The sequence below is a fragment of the Parafilimonas sp. genome, from assembly GCF_051953455.1.
Taxonomy (GTDB): domain Bacteria; phylum Bacteroidota; class Bacteroidia; order Chitinophagales; family Chitinophagaceae; genus Parafilimonas.
Genome location: NZ_JBQCIT010000051.1, coordinates 116,402 through 133,252, shown reverse-complemented (window position 1 = coordinate 133,252; position 16,851 = coordinate 116,402). Strand labels below are relative to the sequence as shown.

General features: G+C 41.3%; 21 protein-coding genes. 3 read left to right on the top strand and 18 right to left on the bottom strand.

Going from position 1 to position 16,851, the window contains the following annotated elements:
• Window positions 1-67: 67 nt before the first annotated feature.
• Window positions 68-529, bottom strand: coding sequence for a hypothetical protein (locus ACTHN6_RS18580; RefSeq protein ID WP_440437276.1), 462 nt, complete (start codon window positions 527-529; stop codon window positions 68-70).
• On the opposite strand from ACTHN6_RS18580, the gene ACTHN6_RS18575 reads away from it, so the two are divergent.
• Complete coding sequence (locus tag ACTHN6_RS18575; RefSeq protein ID WP_440437275.1) at window positions 528-974, top strand: hypothetical protein; 447 nt, start codon at window positions 528-530, stop codon at window positions 972-974. The two genes, ACTHN6_RS18580 and ACTHN6_RS18575, sit on opposite strands and share 2 nt — an antisense overlap.
• Before the next feature lie 62 nt (window positions 975-1,036).
• Here the strand turns inward: ACTHN6_RS18575 and ACTHN6_RS18570 are convergent, their stop codons facing one another.
• From ACTHN6_RS18570 to ACTHN6_RS18500, 15 genes are all read right to left on the bottom strand, one after another.
• Entirely contained in the window at window positions 1,037-2,188 is a 1,152-nt protein-coding gene (locus tag ACTHN6_RS18570) for a hypothetical protein (RefSeq protein ID WP_440437274.1), read from the bottom strand.
• Between the two features lie 17 nt (window positions 2,189-2,205).
• Complete coding sequence (locus tag ACTHN6_RS18565) at window positions 2,206-2,424, bottom strand: PRTRC system protein C (protein WP_440437273.1); 219 nt, start codon at window positions 2,422-2,424, stop codon at window positions 2,206-2,208.
• A 30-nt stretch (window positions 2,425-2,454) separates the two neighbouring features.
• Entirely contained in the window at window positions 2,455-3,090 is a 636-nt protein-coding gene (locus ACTHN6_RS18560; RefSeq protein ID WP_440437272.1) for a hypothetical protein, read from the bottom strand.
• A gap of 64 nt (window positions 3,091-3,154) precedes the next feature.
• Window positions 3,155-3,388, bottom strand: a complete 234-nt coding sequence (locus ACTHN6_RS18555; protein WP_440437271.1) for a hypothetical protein — start codon at window positions 3,386-3,388, stop codon at window positions 3,155-3,157.
• An 11-nt stretch (window positions 3,389-3,399) separates the two neighbouring features.
• Window positions 3,400-3,738, bottom strand: coding sequence for a hypothetical protein (locus ACTHN6_RS18550; RefSeq protein ID WP_440437270.1), 339 nt, complete (start codon window positions 3,736-3,738; stop codon window positions 3,400-3,402).
• A 20-nt stretch (window positions 3,739-3,758) separates the two neighbouring features.
• The gene (locus ACTHN6_RS18545) at window positions 3,759-3,965 is read right to left on the bottom strand and encodes a hypothetical protein (protein WP_440437269.1); all 207 of its coding nucleotides are present in this window, start codon (window positions 3,963-3,965) and stop codon (window positions 3,759-3,761) included.
• A gap of 51 nt (window positions 3,966-4,016) precedes the next feature.
• A complete protein-coding gene (locus ACTHN6_RS18540) occupies window positions 4,017-5,090 on the bottom strand; it encodes a DUF932 domain-containing protein (protein ID WP_440437268.1) in 1,074 nt (357 codons plus the stop codon).
• 41 nt (window positions 5,091-5,131) lie between these two features.
• Complete coding sequence (locus ACTHN6_RS18535) at window positions 5,132-5,521, bottom strand: single-stranded DNA-binding protein (protein ID WP_440437267.1); 390 nt, start codon at window positions 5,519-5,521, stop codon at window positions 5,132-5,134.
• 466 nt (window positions 5,522-5,987) lie between these two features.
• Entirely contained in the window at window positions 5,988-6,794 is an 807-nt protein-coding gene (locus ACTHN6_RS18530; protein ID WP_440437266.1) for an endonuclease/exonuclease/phosphatase family protein, read from the bottom strand.
• Window positions 6,791-7,978 carry an MFS transporter gene (locus ACTHN6_RS18525; protein ID WP_440437265.1) on the bottom strand — a complete coding sequence of 396 codons (1,188 nt, stop codon included), beginning with the start codon at window positions 7,976-7,978 and terminating at the stop codon, window positions 6,791-6,793. Before ACTHN6_RS18525 ends, ACTHN6_RS18530 begins: the two co-directional genes overlap by 4 nt.
• A gap of 2 nt (window positions 7,979-7,980) precedes the next feature.
• Window positions 7,981-8,526 (bottom strand): Chromate resistance protein ChrB, encoded by a 546-nt coding sequence (locus ACTHN6_RS18520; protein WP_440437264.1) that lies wholly within the window; start codon window positions 8,524-8,526, stop codon window positions 7,981-7,983.
• Window positions 8,527-8,615: 89 nt separating this feature from the next.
• Window positions 8,616-10,613 (bottom strand): conjugal transfer protein MobC, encoded by a 1,998-nt coding sequence (mobC, locus tag ACTHN6_RS18515; protein ID WP_440437263.1) that lies wholly within the window; start codon window positions 10,611-10,613, stop codon window positions 8,616-8,618.
• A 12-nt stretch (window positions 10,614-10,625) separates the two neighbouring features.
• A complete protein-coding gene (locus ACTHN6_RS18510; protein ID WP_440437262.1) occupies window positions 10,626-11,933 on the bottom strand; it encodes a relaxase/mobilization nuclease domain-containing protein in 1,308 nt (435 codons plus the stop codon).
• Window positions 11,921-12,310 carry a plasmid mobilization protein gene (locus ACTHN6_RS18505; protein WP_440437261.1) on the bottom strand — a complete coding sequence of 130 codons (390 nt, stop codon included), beginning with the start codon at window positions 12,308-12,310 and terminating at the stop codon, window positions 11,921-11,923. Before ACTHN6_RS18505 ends, ACTHN6_RS18510 begins: the two co-directional genes overlap by 13 nt.
• 238 nt (window positions 12,311-12,548) lie before the next feature.
• Window positions 12,549-13,451 carry a toprim domain-containing protein gene (locus ACTHN6_RS18500; RefSeq protein WP_440437260.1) on the bottom strand — a complete coding sequence of 301 codons (903 nt, stop codon included), beginning with the start codon at window positions 13,449-13,451 and terminating at the stop codon, window positions 12,549-12,551.
• A gap of 156 nt (window positions 13,452-13,607) precedes the next feature.
• Between ACTHN6_RS18500 and ACTHN6_RS18495 the strand changes: the two genes are divergently transcribed.
• The gene (locus tag ACTHN6_RS18495) at window positions 13,608-13,895 is read left to right on the top strand and encodes a hypothetical protein (RefSeq protein ID WP_440437259.1); all 288 of its coding nucleotides are present in this window, start codon (window positions 13,608-13,610) and stop codon (window positions 13,893-13,895) included.
• An 87-nt stretch (window positions 13,896-13,982) separates the two neighbouring features.
• Here ACTHN6_RS18495 and ACTHN6_RS18490 read toward each other — a convergent pair whose 3' ends face one another.
• Window positions 13,983-14,444 (bottom strand): DUF6843 domain-containing protein, encoded by a 462-nt coding sequence (locus ACTHN6_RS18490; RefSeq protein WP_440437258.1) that lies wholly within the window; start codon window positions 14,442-14,444, stop codon window positions 13,983-13,985.
• Between the two features lie 66 nt (window positions 14,445-14,510).
• Window positions 14,511-14,726 carry a hypothetical protein gene (locus ACTHN6_RS18485; protein WP_440437257.1) on the bottom strand — a complete coding sequence of 72 codons (216 nt, stop codon included), beginning with the start codon at window positions 14,724-14,726 and terminating at the stop codon, window positions 14,511-14,513.
• Window positions 14,727-15,148: 422 nt separating this feature from the next.
• On the opposite strand from ACTHN6_RS18485, the gene ACTHN6_RS18480 reads away from it, so the two are divergent.
• Entirely contained in the window at window positions 15,149-16,840 is a 1,692-nt protein-coding gene (locus ACTHN6_RS18480; RefSeq protein ID WP_440437256.1) for a dynamin family protein, read from the top strand.
• Window positions 16,841-16,851: the final 11 nt, after the last annotated feature.

Sequence of the window (16,851 nt, the reverse complement as noted above, 5' to 3'; positions counted from 1 at the left end):
AACAGAAGGTCAGACCACTGTAGTGAATTACAGAAACAAATACCTGGCAGTGTACAATCTCACATGTTTAAGGGTCGGTGTAGGAAAGTTGTTTACCTGCAAAATCGATCATGATCACTTCTGCAGCTTTATGCTCCAGATGCATGACCACTTCTTTATGTTTCATGTACTCAGAGAAGTGAAAGCAGTATTGCGAGTAATTATAACCATCCGGGTGCTGTTCCCTGTATTCAATCCAGAGTAGTTGTTTGGTGACACCTGTTTTTGCAAGCTCTCGTTCTGCATACTCAAAATGTGTGAGCAGGTTTTGAAGTCTGTTACCTATATCTATCGGCTTTTTCTCAGGAAAACAGATCTCAGATAGCATCTCACTACTCATTGTAAGGAGTTCTTCCAGGCTTACATCCGCTTCCTTTAGCCTGTTTAAATACTTTCGAATAGTAGGAAGGCTAATACCTGTGTGTTCATTAATGGCATAATTGGAAAATCCGTCTTTGTAGAGCCGAATGACCGATCTTATTTCTTCCATGGCTTTTGGTTTTGCTCCCATTTTGCGCTTTGATTTTAAGAGCGCAAATGAAGATGAAAAGCCACTACCCAGCTATTTACAACTAACCTTAGGGGTGAAACAATACGCCGGAACGACAGCTTTTAGTTCCCATGCGGGGGGTGAAAGCTTGCGCCGGAATGACGTTTTTTTTAGGGCTCAATTTGTGCCGGAACAACTGAAAACAAGATTATACCTGCATAAACTGCTCCCACTCTTCGCCAATGACCCACCTAACAAAGGGGTGAAAGCTTCCTCCGGAATAGGGGTGAAAATAAAAAACGGAATGGGGGTGAAACAATCGGGCGGAATCTACAGCTTCCTTAGTAGTCAAGGGATGTGCATTAATGGGACTGCCATTTCTATCCATATCGAAATACTCTACATAGACTTCCGCATTCGTCCCTTTTGCTTCATAGAATACTAAAGCTGTTTTGGGATGATACAGTGTACCGATATGCTCCATTACATCTTTCATCTTGTTTGCTTTTAATTGTTAGTTAGCAGGTAACACACATCGCCTATGAGGGGGAACAGCCTGTTCTCAAATTCAAGATTGCAATTGGTAACAGACGTACCATTAAACCTTTTTAATACGGTGGGTTCTTCTGTTAAGCCACATTCATTAAATTCATTGTTCACGCTCTCGGCAAGTGTTTCATAAAGCCATCCTTTTGCATTTGCAATAAAGGATATGTACTTTCTCATTGCAATTACTTCGCTATCCTGTTCTTCATCCTCTGCATATTTTGCATGTTGGAAAACAGCCGTTGCAGGATAGTCGGTATAAAGTGTAAAGGCTTCTTTCGCAATTCTCAAACATTCCTGCTCAAAGTCATTCTTAGGTCTGAATGCCTTTATTCGTTCCGCAAATACATCAAGGTTTCTACGGCTGAATAATTTCTGTTCTATTTTATCACCGCACCATTGGGCAACTTTTAATTCGTCTTTACGGCTGTCTAATTCCGCTTCATCGTCCTGCTCTATCCAGTCAGAAATCATTTCATACTGCCAATAGATATAAGCATCTTCCTGTCTGTAATAAGGTATATCCGCTATGTGATACAGGTAAGAGCATACAGATAATAATAATCGGGCTGCTCTTTTTGTGCTTCGGTTTTTAAACATTTTGTATAGAGGTATAACTGGAATGTAATACAGCATTGTTCCTGTATCATATTGTTCTTCGCTGATAAGAAAGGTCTTTCCCTTGTCGTCCTGTACCAGTCGCAAACTGTTCCAGTTTTTAACGTGTCGCTTTAAATGGTTTTCCACTTCCCAAACAGAAAGGGCAATATTATAAGGATAGCCGAAAGTTCTCGTGTCCATAGGCTCGAAGCCGTTATAATGCCTGGCTATACCACATAAAGAGTAATAAAAATCAGTTTCTATTTTCTCCACTTCCTTAGCAGGTCGTACAGTTTTCATCGCTTCCAGTTTAGGCAGGAATGTGGTTTTTAGAAAACCATTGGCAACATTTGTGTTGGAACTGACTTCCGTTTGTCCTTGCTTATTTCTTGTGCGTCTTTTGTTCGTTGCATCCATGCTGTGAACTCGCTTAACTGCCTGTACAGCTTTCTTTGTTTTTCTTGCTTGGGCATTTGGATGATGCCCGATATAATATTGTGTTGCATATTCCATTGCTTTGCGTTTTAGGATTAGCCTTTTGTTCCCATTACACTTTCAAAACGATACTGTACGGTATCATCTTCAATTCTTGGTGCGGATATTTTGGCGGTGGTAAGTATAGGATAAGTATTGGCATAAAAATTCATCACCGCTTCTACGCTCCATGACGGTTCAGGGTCTGTTAGCCTTATATTCGTTCCGTTTTCTGTGAGCAGGAAAACCCTGTCTAATTGCTTTGCTACTAACATGATATTTCGTTTTACAGATTAATGATTTGTTTAGCTTTCTTCTTCTATTTCGTCCTCTATTGTATCAGGAATTTCCTCCTCATCCGTTTCTTCCTCTTTAAATGCACTTTCCTTTTCTGGGTGTTCACTGGCAACATGTGTTGCAGTATTACCAAACAAGTCGGGGGCAAACTTTGCAGCTAAGGATGATTTTCGTTTGCGGATAGCTTCTGCCTGTTCGGGATATTCTGATGGGTCAGGCACTTTCATCCATGCGTCCCTGTGTTTGCCCTCTTTCTCCAGTTCATCTACTTTTTGCATCGCTTCTTTGTACTTCTTTTCTTTGGCTTCTTTTTCTTTGCGCTCCTTGTCTGCTTTTTCCTTTTCCATAGCAGATTGTTTTTTGGCTTCTTCCAGTTGCTTCATAAAGCCTTCCATGTCCACCATTAAACCCGAAGCGATCTGCATAGGTGTAGTTATCCGTCCAAAAAAACCGTTATCCAGTTCTTCGGTACTTCCTCTAAGATTGAGAGGCGGTATCAATTTTCTTGCATCATCTCCGCATTGCTCATTATTGAGCATAACCGATACTATCCAGTTGTTTTCTGCTCCTTTCCGTATAGTCAGTTGCAGGTCGCCTGTTATATTCAATGCTGCTACATTGCTGAAAAAATTTGTTGTTTCCATTGTTTAATTTTTTTGTGTTAAAGAATTTCTGTACAGTCCCGTATCGTTTTAATACTTTGCTGTTTTATCTGAAAAGCCATCCCCACAGTCCCCACAGCATCAGGGCTAAAGCCACCCACTTCAATACCCATTCAATAGAAAGTGTAATCAATCCCACGAAATAGTTATTGAAATGCTGCAACCCACCTAAGCCCCTGCGGTTAAATTGTCGCATACCGACAATAAGCCTGATACCTAAGCCTATAAAGAACAGCATAGGATAAGGAGTGCTATGTAATAATCTAATGAGCGTTTCCATTATGTACTACTTTACTTGTTATCAATCGTCTTTAAATAATCGTCATATCGTTGCGTTATATCTTTTCCTATTTTGAAACTGTCCCGACTATAATTGTAATGCTCCTCAAAAAACTTCACCACTTTTGTGATAAGGTTTATCGTATAACGGTAAGTTGCATTTACCCTTCTTTCATTCATCGTACAATGCTCCCGAAGTAAATTGAGTTCCTGTTCGCTATTATTAAGGGATAATAAGGGTAGCAGGAGTGCTTCAACGATATATCCCTGTTCAGGTGCGCTGCTGCTGTCAGCAACACATATAATAGATTTGCCGTTGCTTAATTTGATATGAAGATTAGAACGTGTCATGATTTGTATTTTAATGTATGTTATGAGTGTTGTTTTTCATCGGTAAAAACTCCATTGATATAGTAGCCGATAAGTTGCTCCCACATTCGTATTAAGCTATCGGTATCTACATAGTAATACTCTGTTCGGTTGCAATGAATAATATATACCGCTACATCCTTGTAATCTTTATCAAGGCTTTGTGCCTTAGCGTGACTTTTCGCTTCGTCTTTTGATTTTGCCTTCATAATTCTGATTTTTAAAGGCGACCACCTTTGCAGGCAGTCGCCTATTATTGATTAGTTAATACTGAAAGTGTCCGCTCCGTCCTTCGCAAATGCAGTACACAATTCAAATGCTCGTTGTGCTTTCGCCTGTGCTGTGCCACCCATTACAATGGATTGCAGCTTGCTTTCATCATCTTTGTAATTGCGTACATTCTGATAATACCCTGTTACCGCATTGTATGCCCCGAATACTGTTCCTTTGGTTGTGTTCATCTGCTGTGTATCTGCCATCATTGCATAAGCAAAGGCATCTTCCACCGTATTTTTGAATACGGTTGACAGTTCATCATCTGCACCTTTTTTAAGTGCGTCCAATGTTTCTTTATTAGGGCAAAGCGCCAGTTGTATTAATTTCTTCACTTCTTCATCGCAGATACGCACCTTTGTCCATTGGTTGAATATGCCCTCCAGTTGAACGCTCAACTGATTAGCCAGTCCCATTACCTTATGAGCATTTTCCAAACGCTGTTTTGCACCTGATGTATGGCGTATGCGTACTACATTTGACATATTGCCTAATGCTGCATTAAGGGTGTTCTGACAAACAATGCGCACAGGTGTAAAAGCTGCGGTGATGCTTCCAGTACCATCGTGTGAGGTTGTAAGGAAGATGTACTTTTCTGTAACATCATCGCCATTACCTACACGGATATAGTCAGGGAGTTTGGCAGTAATAAATATGCGTTCTCCGTTGCCTAATGCTCCTGCTGTTTCGTATAGAATACCATCTTCACCACCTACAATAGCATCGAAAAAGGCGAAAGCGTCTGCATTCTGTACTATCTGATATTCCCTGCCCACTACGCCAAAAACCTGATTGGTATCGGTGCGCATGGTGGCGAAATTGTCGGGCAGTAAGATGTTGCCCCCTTCTTTTATTTCACCGTCATTACCTATGCTTATACCCTTACCATGTGTATATAAGGGAGATTTGACTACCTCGAAGTCAAGCCCTGCATATTTGATAGCTTCGGCACTTGTGGGATATTGTTCTACTATCTGCCCTAAGTTGTGCCATGCCTTTTGCTGTACGCTAAAGAAGCTGTATTTGCCTGTACGTTCGTTATAATTGATATTATGTGCCATGATTGAAAATTTTTAAAAGTTGAAAAATGAAAAATGAATGATTAGAAAGGCAAATCGTCTTTGCCATTGTTAGCAGGTGCTATGGAGTTGTTGCTGTTACCACCTGCTACGGTTTCAGTCCGTTTGCCACCTCCATACAGTTTGATTTGTGAAGTATGAAAATTGAGTGCTGCGTGTGCCTCGCCATCGCCACCAACCCATGCTCTTGCGCTTACCCTGCCTGTGAGTTCTACCAATGTTCCTTTGGTGAGTGCCTTAGCTACATTTGTTGAAATCCAGTAAGCGCAGTTGAAATACTCGGTGTGTTCCACCCGCTCGCCCTGTTTGTTGCGGTAGCTGTCGTTGACCGCTACGGAAAAGTTTACTACCTGTTTGTCGCTCGGCAAGGTGCTGATTTGTGCGTCCCTCGTTAATCTGCCAATGATGTTCATGATTTTTAATTTTAATTGTGAAACCATTTTGTTTACTTTTTTTTTCACCCGCCTGCCTTAAAAGCATTTTTCCAAAAGAAAAAACGGGAAAAAAGAAAGCAGCGACAGAGTGAAGCCGAAGGCGCGGAGAGCTATAAGTCCCGAAGGGTGCAAGCGTAGCGCAGCATTATGCGCTCGTAGCAACGAAGGCGTAACTATCTTAGCTGCCTTTTTACCCGTTTCGTTGGAAAATGCCATAGCAGGCTGGTTGGCAATCTCAACCAATGCAACCTTGTTAACGGCTTATACAATAAAGCATGAGGGGGATGTAAGGCGGTGAGGAACGAACCGGTCAGGGACGGAAGCGAAGCGTACCCTGGAATGACCCGACCCGAAGGGACATGCCCTAAAAACAAAAGCCGAAGACAAACGCTTCGGCTCATAACTGCGGACTACAACTATAAAATCTTATTGACCTATATTTTCATTAAGCTCCTTTACTATCAAATTCCATAAAAATCGGGTAATGGTCGGAGGCAATATCGGTTTTGTCTGTCCTGATAACATCGAAACTTTTTAATTTTTTTGCCAGCATGTCACTTGCCATTGCGTAATCACATCGGAATGGAACAAATTCAGCGTTTAAATAAGATTTTGTAGGAACTGTGTTTTGATTTGTTGCATTTGCCTGATGTCCGCAATCAATAAAACCTGCTGCTTCAAATTTTTCTAACACTGAGCGATCAGCCTTTTTTTCAAATCCTTCAAAATATCTGGAGCGATAATGCGGACTAAGCGTTTCCCAGTTTTCCGGTTCATTATCATGTGGTGATAAAGAATTAAAATCACCGGTGATCAGGGAGAGTTTGGCAGGATCTGCTAATTGCATCAGATAAGCTGCTTCACGGCGCCTTATCTCTACACCTACAGGACTAAGATGAACACTTGCAAAATGAATAGGCAAAGAAAAGCCGGGGACAACAACCGTCAGGAAGGTTGCCGCATGATGAAAATGGATATTGTCGTAATCAAACGCATGTGCTTTATAAGATGGGTTAATAAAAATAAGTGTGTTTTGTCCTGTATGGATAGCCCTTCCAAGAAACCCACGCATGTTTAGTACATCTTCTGTTTCAAAAAGTAGCTTTTGACCGTTCAACTCAAACCCTTTAGCTTCCTGCATCAGAAAAATATCTGGCTTCAGAGCGTTGATAGCTTCTATCTGAAGCTCCCTTCTTTTTGTGCTGCCTGTATCAATACCGGCGAAAAGCGTATTCCAACTTAATACTTTCATACTGCGGTTTTTTTGAGTTGTTTATTGAGGAATAAATATGACAGCACCGACAAAACCTGAATGCAGGAAATAAACCATAAAATGCTTTCAATGCTTATTTCATAAAGGAAACCAATAGTGGCACTCCCCAGGAACCAGGCTAAGCCATAAGCCGTATTAAAAATGCCATACGCAAATGCCCGGTTGCTCCTTGCTACCATGTCGGCAATGGCAGCTCTCATTATAGTTTCATGAATAGCCATTACAATACCCCACAACACAATGCCGGTTAATACTAAATTGAAAGAGTATGTGAACGTGAGGAACGCAATAGGAACAGATAAGAGTGGAAGTAGAATTAGCACTTTTAGCCCGCTTTTATCATATATCTTACCTACCAGCAATGCAGCTACCGCATCAACACCCATAGCAATGGCATAGAAAAAAGGAATTTGTGTATCGGTGGTTATGGTATTAATCTTCAGATGATAAGCAATAAGCTGAAAATTGGCAAATCCCAATACGCTTAAAAAGGAAAACAACATATACCACCAAAACTTTGCCGATAGCTTTTTAGCAGGTGAAGATGTATTTTGTTCTTCGATATGGTATTTTTCCAGCGCTTCGGGATCAGGTACTTTAACCCTGGCAGTGAACAGAAAGACAAGCGTAAGTATTGCAGGTATCCATAAAAGCGTAAACCCCTGCTTGTATGTGCCGTGTAAAAAGAAAACTGCTGAAAAAAGTAATGGTCCGATAATGCCGCCGATCTGGTCTATAAACTCATGCACTGCAAATCCAAATCCCCTGCCAGTATTCGATGTGGCAAAGGATAACATGGTGTCTTTTGCCGGAGATCTGACGGCTTTCCCAAACCGTTCTATAACAACAAAAAAAGCTGCCAACTGCCAGTTGTTTGCAAGTGCCAGCAATGGTATGGATACAAGCAAACCATACCCGATAAACGTGATTGTCCAATAGGATTTAGTTTTGGCAGCTACATAGCCTGATAACAGGCGAAACGCATAGCCTACAAATTCACCCAAACCACTCACCAGTCCGACTACTGCCGCACTTGCGCCCAATATGGCAAGATACGGTGAAGCAATACTTCTGCCGCCCTCATAGGTAATATCGCCAAACATGCTGATGATACCAAACAGGAGGATGAATTGCCACGATGCTCTTTTAATATTATTCGACATTGTTAGTGATTTTCATCATGGGCATCATATACTTTTTGTGCATACTCATCGAGCATACTTTGGCACTTTTTAAAATTTTCTATTGCTGTTGCGGCAAGTGTTGCTCCATAGAAATCTAACTTCTTAATCTTGTCAAGCCAGGTTTCCAGCTTCTTTAAATCAACATCGTTTTCTTCCAGCTCTGCGTAGGTAAAGTGTTTGGCTTTCGTTTCTTTTTTTATCTCCGCTTCAAAATCATTGCACTTCCCTAAGAACTCTTTGTACTCTTCGTCCCTGTCGGCTTTAAAGCGACTCACCACCTTTTGTTCCTGGGCTTTGTCAAGTGCAACCGTTTCCAGCAATACACTTTCACCATCTATTTTAGCAATATCATTTTCTATCAGCTTTAGTTGTTTGATATGCTCGGCAGTGTTAGGCAACAGGCAAATGCTGTTCTGCATATATACCGCACCCAATGACTTTAATTTCCGCCATAAGGCAATCCTGTTTTTTGAAGGCTCCGGCGGAACTTTATAAGTCAACAGTAACCAACTATTATCTTTACTCATGTTGCAAATATAATGTAACGGTCGTTACATTAGAAAAGAAACAATAAATTTTTACTCTGTTCACTCTTTAAGGTTTACAGAAATGATATTCATGCCTTCTTTATGACCAGATGGCTTAACCCTGGATCATTAAGCAGCCTTTCCATTTCTGACTGAATAATGTCTTGTATGTCCTGTTTGATCTGTAAATAATTCCGTTGCACCATGCCGTTATCCAGCTTGCGGATAACCTCGATGTTCTTATAGCTTTCTTCTTCTCTTTTCAGTGCTTCATGGTCATTGATAATCTCGCAATGAAAGGTTTTTAAGTCTATTTTATTATCCGGGTCGTCTGCTACCATGCCTACGAACTCACCGGAACTCAGCCCTGAAATTTTAGAAGGCGGTATCGCTGTTTCCAGTTGCTTTGAACGGCTGATAGATGTATCGCCGCTATTAATGGAATAGCTTTCCCTGTCCTGCATAATTTTCCCGAAACGTTCGGAAAGTTGTTTAGCGGTATCACCTGTAACTTGTCCGGCTACGATATTACCGGTGATATTCATAATTACATCTGCCTGCTCACGTCCGTAATCCTTACGAAGCTGGCTGAAATCCTGCACCCCTAAGCAGGTAGAAACCCTATTACTTCGTGCGGTAGCAATAAGACTATCCATGTTGTTCAAATAAATGGTCGGGAACTCATCAAATACCAAGCTACTTTTCAGTTTTCCTTTTTTATTGACTTGCTTAACGAGGCGTGTTACATACAGGGATAACACCGCTCCATAGATTTGTATCTTTTGCGGATTATTACCCATGCAGACAATCTTAGGATCGTCTGGATTATTCACATCGAGGTTAAAATCGTTGCCGGATAAAACGTAGTATAATTGAGGGGAAGAAAGCCTTGCCATAGCCACTTTTGCAGAAGCAATCTGTCCTTCAAGCTGCTCCATTACATCATTCAAATAAGCATTCAGAAAGGGATTAATTAATACCTCGCACTCTTTGGCAGCTTCTGTTCTGAACAGCGTAAACAGGCTATCATAGTCAGCCTGCATCAGCTCTATGACGTGGGGCAAAGTGCAAAATTCCCCGTCTTTGTATTTCTTCAGATACCAGATTACAGCAGTCAGGAAGTTAATTGGGGATTCCACAAAAAAATCGCCCTGGCGTTTTATCCACTCCCTGTTTAATCCCATCAAAATGGTACGTGCTGATTCCGCAGCATCGGTTATGTCGGTCATAGCCGATGGCTCTAAAGGATTGCACCTATGGCTTCTTGTTAAATCATCAAAATTGATGACATAAAACTTAGGAGGTTTCGGATACCGATGCTTGTTTTTAAGCCAGCAATTATAAGTGATCCTTGTAAGGTCATCGAATTTGAAGTCGTACACGAACATCGTAAACCCTTTGCGGATATGTTGTGTGATGACGTGTCTGATGACGAAGTAAGATTTACCTGCTCCGGGTGTGCCCAATACCATGATTGCCCTGAATGGGTTGATGATATTTATCCAGCTTTTGCGTACCTTATTTTTTAAACGGTAGCGAGCCGGAAGGTTAATGGAAAACTCGTTCTCCAGAAAGCGTTCTTCCTGCGGAAAAGTTTCGTTTTCCTTATTGAAAATATCCTTGTTATTGAACTTGCTTTTAATAATCCGGGAAAGCAAAGTGCCTCCCGAAAGCACCAGTAAAAAGCCAATTGCAGTGATGCTGATGTAGATAATTGTCTTCTCCTGCACAAGCAGGCGGAGCATCAGGGAAAGATAGCTTGCAAAATAGAGCAACAGCCCGGTAATAAGGTAGGCAAAAGCTGCTTTGTAACTCAATTTTTCATCCTTCCTGCCTTTCGCTCCGAGTAAGGAAATAGCAAGGAAGCCTAAAGCAATCAGCTTGCTTTTAATAAAATTACTGAATATGCCTGTGCGGTAAATATTACCTAAAATGCGGTCGCTGAAAGGGCTGCTTAATCCCCATTCCTGGAATGCAGCATAACAATAATAATAGAAGTGTATCACTAAAATAACGATGCTGATCAGCCTGGTCATGTCCAGAATTTTCCTCAGCGCTTGTTCGTTCTCACCTGTCTGTACAGCCATTGTTTTATATTTTTATTGGTTATTGGAAATGTTTTTTCTTTTCTTCTTTTTCCTGCCTTTCTTTTTAAGCTGCGCCGGCAGATAGTCGGCAGCCTGTTCCGGTTGTATAAGTGCGTCCAGAAGATTGCCTGCGGATATTGAGGGAAGAGGTGTATTGATGTCTTTCGGAACTGTTGTGAGGTCTGGCTTACTGGCTTGTGCTGGCAGCGTAGTTTGCACTACTTTTTGATTTTGCTGTATCTGTAAATCAGGCTTCACGGATGCTTTATAGCCACACCTGTCCTGTATGGCTTTGGCGCTGTATTGTTTGCCTAATGCACTCCCGTTGAAAACACATCTGGTTTGATGATCCACATAGGTTAGCCCGTATATTAACCCGGCTTCATTCTGCCGCAGGGCTATGTGTATGCCTTTTCTCTCAAGTTGTTTTACCAGTTCATCCAGTGTAGGTGTTTTGCCGATAAATAATTTGTCTATCTCGTTTTTGACACGGGCTTTAAAAGGCTGTCGTTTGGTATCATTCAGACCGTATTTTCCTTCCAGGAATTTTAAGGTGGGTTTATTATAAAAGCTACTGGCTTTTATAGGTACACCTATGGGTTTCCCGTCTTCGTCCAGTATGCGGTAAACCAATCCACCGCTTTGAAATGTTTTTGAATGCTCACTACCCCGATCAGCCATTACATTGTACTGTTTCAGTACCGCATTCAGTTCCGGCAGGCTGGCATAATTATACTTATCCAGTACCGCATCAAGAACATTGGTGATAGCTCTCCTGGTTTCTGTGCGTCCGTATTGCACCTTCTTTACTTCAACAGGTTTTAGCCTGAATATTTCCTTTCTTGCATGTGCATCGGCAGCCACAAGACCAAACATTTGTTCAATCTCTTTTCTCGCCGGTTCCGACTTGCGGATACCCAGGTGATGCAGGTCAATACGCTTGCCATCAGGCTGGATATTAGTAGTGACTATATGGATATGCGGGTGACCAGCGTCGTGATGCTGATAAACGAGATAGGGTTGCTCTCCAAAGCCTAATTGTTGCATATAGACTTTGGTAATTTCCATCAGCTTTTCCTTGCTTAAATGTGTTTCGGAAGGATCAAAATTGAGTGAAATATGTACGCTGTTTCGTTTGACATTCTCATTCAATTCCGTCCGTTTCAGCAGGTAGCCCAACTTTATTTTCAGGCTCATTTCATCCGCATTCAAGGGAAAATTTTCTGCCCCGATACACTCCGCTACGCCTTCTTTAACCTTGTTTTCATTGTAGTTGAAAATACGGTGCATGGAATGACCGGCTTTGATCACTGCAACCATATTTCCAGCATTTTTTTGATGTTATTCCTGACTTCATCCACCTTATTGCTAAGGATTTTTTTCTCCACTTCATAGGCTATTAACCAGCTTCTAAATTCAGCGATCTGGCTAAGCGTATGCAGCTTTTTAACTGCCTGATTGAAGTTGTTTCCAACGGCGTTAAGCTCGCTGCGCAGGCGGGTAAGCTCTGTCATTAAGTCATCCTGGGAGCTGTTGCGGTAGGTCGTTACAACGGGCTTATCGAACAGGCTGTGTCGTACATAATCGCTTAGCTTACGACAGGTAGAAGCCTTCCATTTCTTTTCAATTTTTGCATATTCATCAGGTGTCAAACGCAGCCCGATAATGCGTGTTCTGTTTGAATGTTGTCCTTCCATCACTAATCATTTTCACGTTTTCAAACTCATTTTCACTTTTCAGCTCCCTGCCCACGAGTTCCGAGTGAAGGGCAGGCAAGATCCGGTTGTTTAACAACCGTTCATCTTGCCGATTGCTGAAAAGTTGCAATCTCTCAGCCTTTGGAACTCTTTAAACCATTTTTAAAGGGCATAAGAGTGTAGTAAGAAACTAAAGCACTTAAATAGGCTAAAGAGGTTCTTACAGCTCCTGTATTATCTACCTCAGTTTTTGCTTATGATTTTTCTTCTGCGGCTTACCAATATTTACCACCCAGTCGTTAAAGTCCTTATGGTTTTGGTAAAGACTGCTTTCGTCTTTGTATTTACTGCTTAGGGAAAGTGCGTAACGGCTGCAATTTTGTCCGGTTGTATCTCTATCTAAGTACAGGCTGATGGTATTGTGCTTTTCCATAAAAAGGCGTGCTGTCTCAAAGAAGGAAACAGAGTTCAGCACTACAAAATCAAAGCGGTCTTCGGGTTCATGTTTATGGACAGCCCTGAAGGAAAGGAAGTCAGTAAAACCCTCAAAAACGACTACCTCGTTGGCACTATTGTCGAAGGTAGTAATACCCTTTGGCGAGCTGCTGGCTTTGAAGTAAGGATTGCGAATTTCAAAGCCTCCTAAATCGTTTTTGAAACCTATGCCGTAATACACTTTTTCATTAAGTTCATAGCGAACTTCACGGCAATACCGATCAGCAATGTCAATGGGTATGCGCCGCTGCTCTAAATATCGCAGTAAGGCATAAGAGGAAAGCACGAAGTCGCCTAAAATCTTAATCCTGTTTTCCGGTTCAGATTCTTGTAAAGGTTGCCGGTTAACGGGCTTTTGAAGGGAAAAATTACCGCTTAAATTTTGAAGTAATTCTGCAACGGTACACCCGTGATAAAGGATAGCGAAATCAACCAGATTACCACCCTTGCCGAGACCATGATCATACCAACGGTTCAGCTTCCGGTTGACCTTGAAAGACGGCGTTTTTTCATCCCGTAAAGGGGATAGATACCAATAGTCATTATTCCTGATCTTTGAAGGCTCATGTCCTAAATCTGACAGGAAACGAACCATATCCATTTCTTTGGCTTCACTGACCGTAAGCCGATTGTTCCTGAAATCCATAACCACACATTTTCAAATTCACATTCAGTTCTTCGATGCGAAGTTAAACAGGCGATATGGGATTAACCTATCCTCATCATATTTTGATGAGGATGCAGAAGGGGGTGTTATTTACTTTTGTGCAGTGAGTATTGTTTAAATTAAAACCGTGTGATTATGCTAACGACAAGTGATGTAGCCAAAGTGTACGATACTATTCTCAGTATCCCTGGCATGAATGAAACAGTGAAGATTGACATGAGGATCTCCCGCAAAAACGTATTGTTATTACACAGTGTCCTCAAACGTGGGTTAACGGCTAAAGACGACGATAAACCGTCTGCCTTACTGGAAAGTATTCCGCAGGAGGCGTTACAAGAATTACACGTAATTGCCGATGATTATCTTACCAAAGCCGGGTTGACGGAACTTAGTGAGAAACTAAAGTCGCTTAGTACGAAGTAACGAGCCAACTGACATTGTAGCCACTTGAAAATAAAATCATTTTTTCAGGTGGCTATATCTTTTCTATAGGAAAAAAGCTGTTTCAGCTTATTTTCTTCCGACGATAAAGACGGCAATATGTACTTTTTGTCCATTGGTATCTGAATGGATGAAATCTGCATTTTCTATCCAGGAATTACACAAATCCTTATAAGGAAACCCTCCGTTTCCTGTACGGGAATTTCCGTCTATCAATTGTTCAAGTTTTCCATCGGGTGTTGCCTGATAATAACTGTTCCATTTATCTTTATAGGGACTTTGTGTATATAGTGTTCCCGAAGCCGGAATTTCAAATATTCGTTTTTCGCCATCCACTTTTTCAGGTGTACCCGTAGGCTGGTTAAAGTACACCGATGCTTTACCTTTGAAATCGTTAGGCACAATGTACATATCCGCGTTTTTCTGCTTATTGTAAGCAAAAAGAAAACTGCCCGCAGCGAATATTGCGATAATGATAAGAACCGATATAATCAGGCGGGTATCTGGCTTTGAATTGAGATCATTTTTCATAAGTAAGGTGGTTAATTCTATGCGTGAGAAAGTCGTATCTGTCACTGGGCAACAAGAATAAGTATCTTATTTTTTGCTGCTAAGTACCCAGCCCTCTTCTGTTCTTATGTTTTGAATTTTATTGTCTGATAGCCACTTCAAAAAAGCAGTCATATCTTTTGGGGTAAAATGAACTATATCACCGTTATTAAGCATAATGGTGAAAAAGTCGCTTGCAGCAAGAAACTTGGATAATTGCGAGGCAGGATACTCAAAGCCAGGATAGTTGTCGGCTGAAGTCATACTACATTTTTTTAATAGTTTACCTTCTACTTGCAGCCTGGCAAAAAAATAGCGCAGGCAACAACTCACCGCACTGAGGTCTTAGGAAACCTGGCAACGATAAGTGCGCCCACGCCGTAGCATGAGCGTTCTCCACTTATGTCCCATTGCCGTTTGAAATTTCCTAAGTTCCAGTGCGGGACTCAAAGCTTGAAACGCTTCAAGAATATTTTGGCACAAAGGTATATTTTTAATATGATTTCCAGCATTTTATCCGCTCAATTGTCACCTCGAAATAGCGTATGGAAGCCATATTTGGTAATTTTGTAACAGGATAAATGACTGTTTGAAAGGTAGGTACTGTCGGAAAGCTGACTTTTACTGAAACCTAAGCGGTTATTACACTTTCTAAATGGACGCAGGATGGCACAATAAAGCTTTTAATGAACAAACTTACTGACCATATAAAAATACTTCGTGATCTGGCTGCTACTGTTGCCAGAGCTGATTTTTTCCGTGAACTGGATGAACTGGAATTAAAACTGGAACAGGAAAAGCTATACCTGGTTGTGGTAGGTCTTTTTAAAAGAGGCAAATCATCGGTGATCAATGCGGTTCTCGGCAAGCAGTTAGCCCCAGTCGCCGTTACGCCGGTTACTGCCATTGTCACGCTATTTGAATACAGCAGTGAAAGGAACTATGCTCTTATCTGCTTCAAAGACGGAAGGGTTGAGGAAAGAAAAACCAATGAAATAAGCCGGTATGTAAATGAGGATGAAAACCCTGCCAATGAGAAACAGGTACAGGTGGTTTCCATTTTTGACAGTGCGCCTATTTTAAAAGTTGTTTCATTGGTGGACACACCGGGCATTGGTTCCAGCTTTGAACATAATACGGCTACTACCTTGCAGTTCATTCCTAAAATTGATGCGGCATTATTCCTGTTAAGCGCAGACATGCCCATTTCCAGAATGGATACAGACTTTCTGAAAGAACTCAGAAAAACAGTACCCAAAATCGTGTTCGTAATGAACAAAAAAGACTTGTTAAGCGAGAGCGATTTTAAAAAGCTCGTACAACACAACACTCAAACGATAGCTGCAATAATGGGTCTTCCGGCTGAGCAGATTAATTTCATTTCGGTATCAGCAAGGGAACATGAACAGGAAAATGAAGAGAACGGCATCAACAGGCTTATCGAGAAAATTCAATCCATTGCGACGCACGAAAAGCCGGAACTGCTTCAGAAAGCCATGTTAAGAAGGTATCGCTTGCTGCATCAGCAATTATTGATGCAGATGAAGCTGCAATCGGATTCTTTGCTCATGCCCTTACATGAATTAAAAGAAAAGCAGGAAAGGCTGGACACTTCCATTGCTTTGATGCAGGATCAGCAGCATGAGTTTGAAAGCATTATTAAGGGCAAGGTAAATCTATTGCAAAGCCAGGTAAACGCAGTTATCAGCAAGGAATCGGCGCTTATCAAAAATGACATTTTTCAAAAGCTGGATAGTTTGGACGACATTTTAAGACCAGATGCTTTGTCTGGGACGCAACAAGAACTTGACCGCCTGCTTATTTCCCGCTTTGAAAGCATCAAAAAGGAACTGGAACAACAGACGAAAGAACAATTCAGAACCCTTTTACAGCAATACAGTTCCCGGTCACAAACCTTCCTCAACGAGCTGGCAACGCACCTTCATTCACTGCTTGGTATCAGCTTTGATATGATTGCAGCCCGTTTCGATCTGGATGTGTACACAACCTTTTACCTGACGCTGGATAGCGGTATGGGAGCTATTCATTCGGAGGGCTTTATTTTATATCGCCTGCTTCCTGCGTCTTTCAGGAGGAAAGGGTTGCTTCATAAATTAAGGGAACACTACAGCAACCTCATTGTACACAACAGCGCCTCCATTGCTTACGATCTTACTTACAAAATTCAGGAGTCATTCAGGAAGTTTAATTACGACTTGAATAATCGTTTTGTGGAATTACTGGAAAGCATTCAGGGGATTATTGCGCATACTATACAACAGAAAAATAAAGCCGAGAATCTAATTGACAAGGATATACAGGATTTACAACAGAAAATAACGAAGATGGCATTAATTGAAATGGAAGATTCAAGGTAATTGCTGCTTCA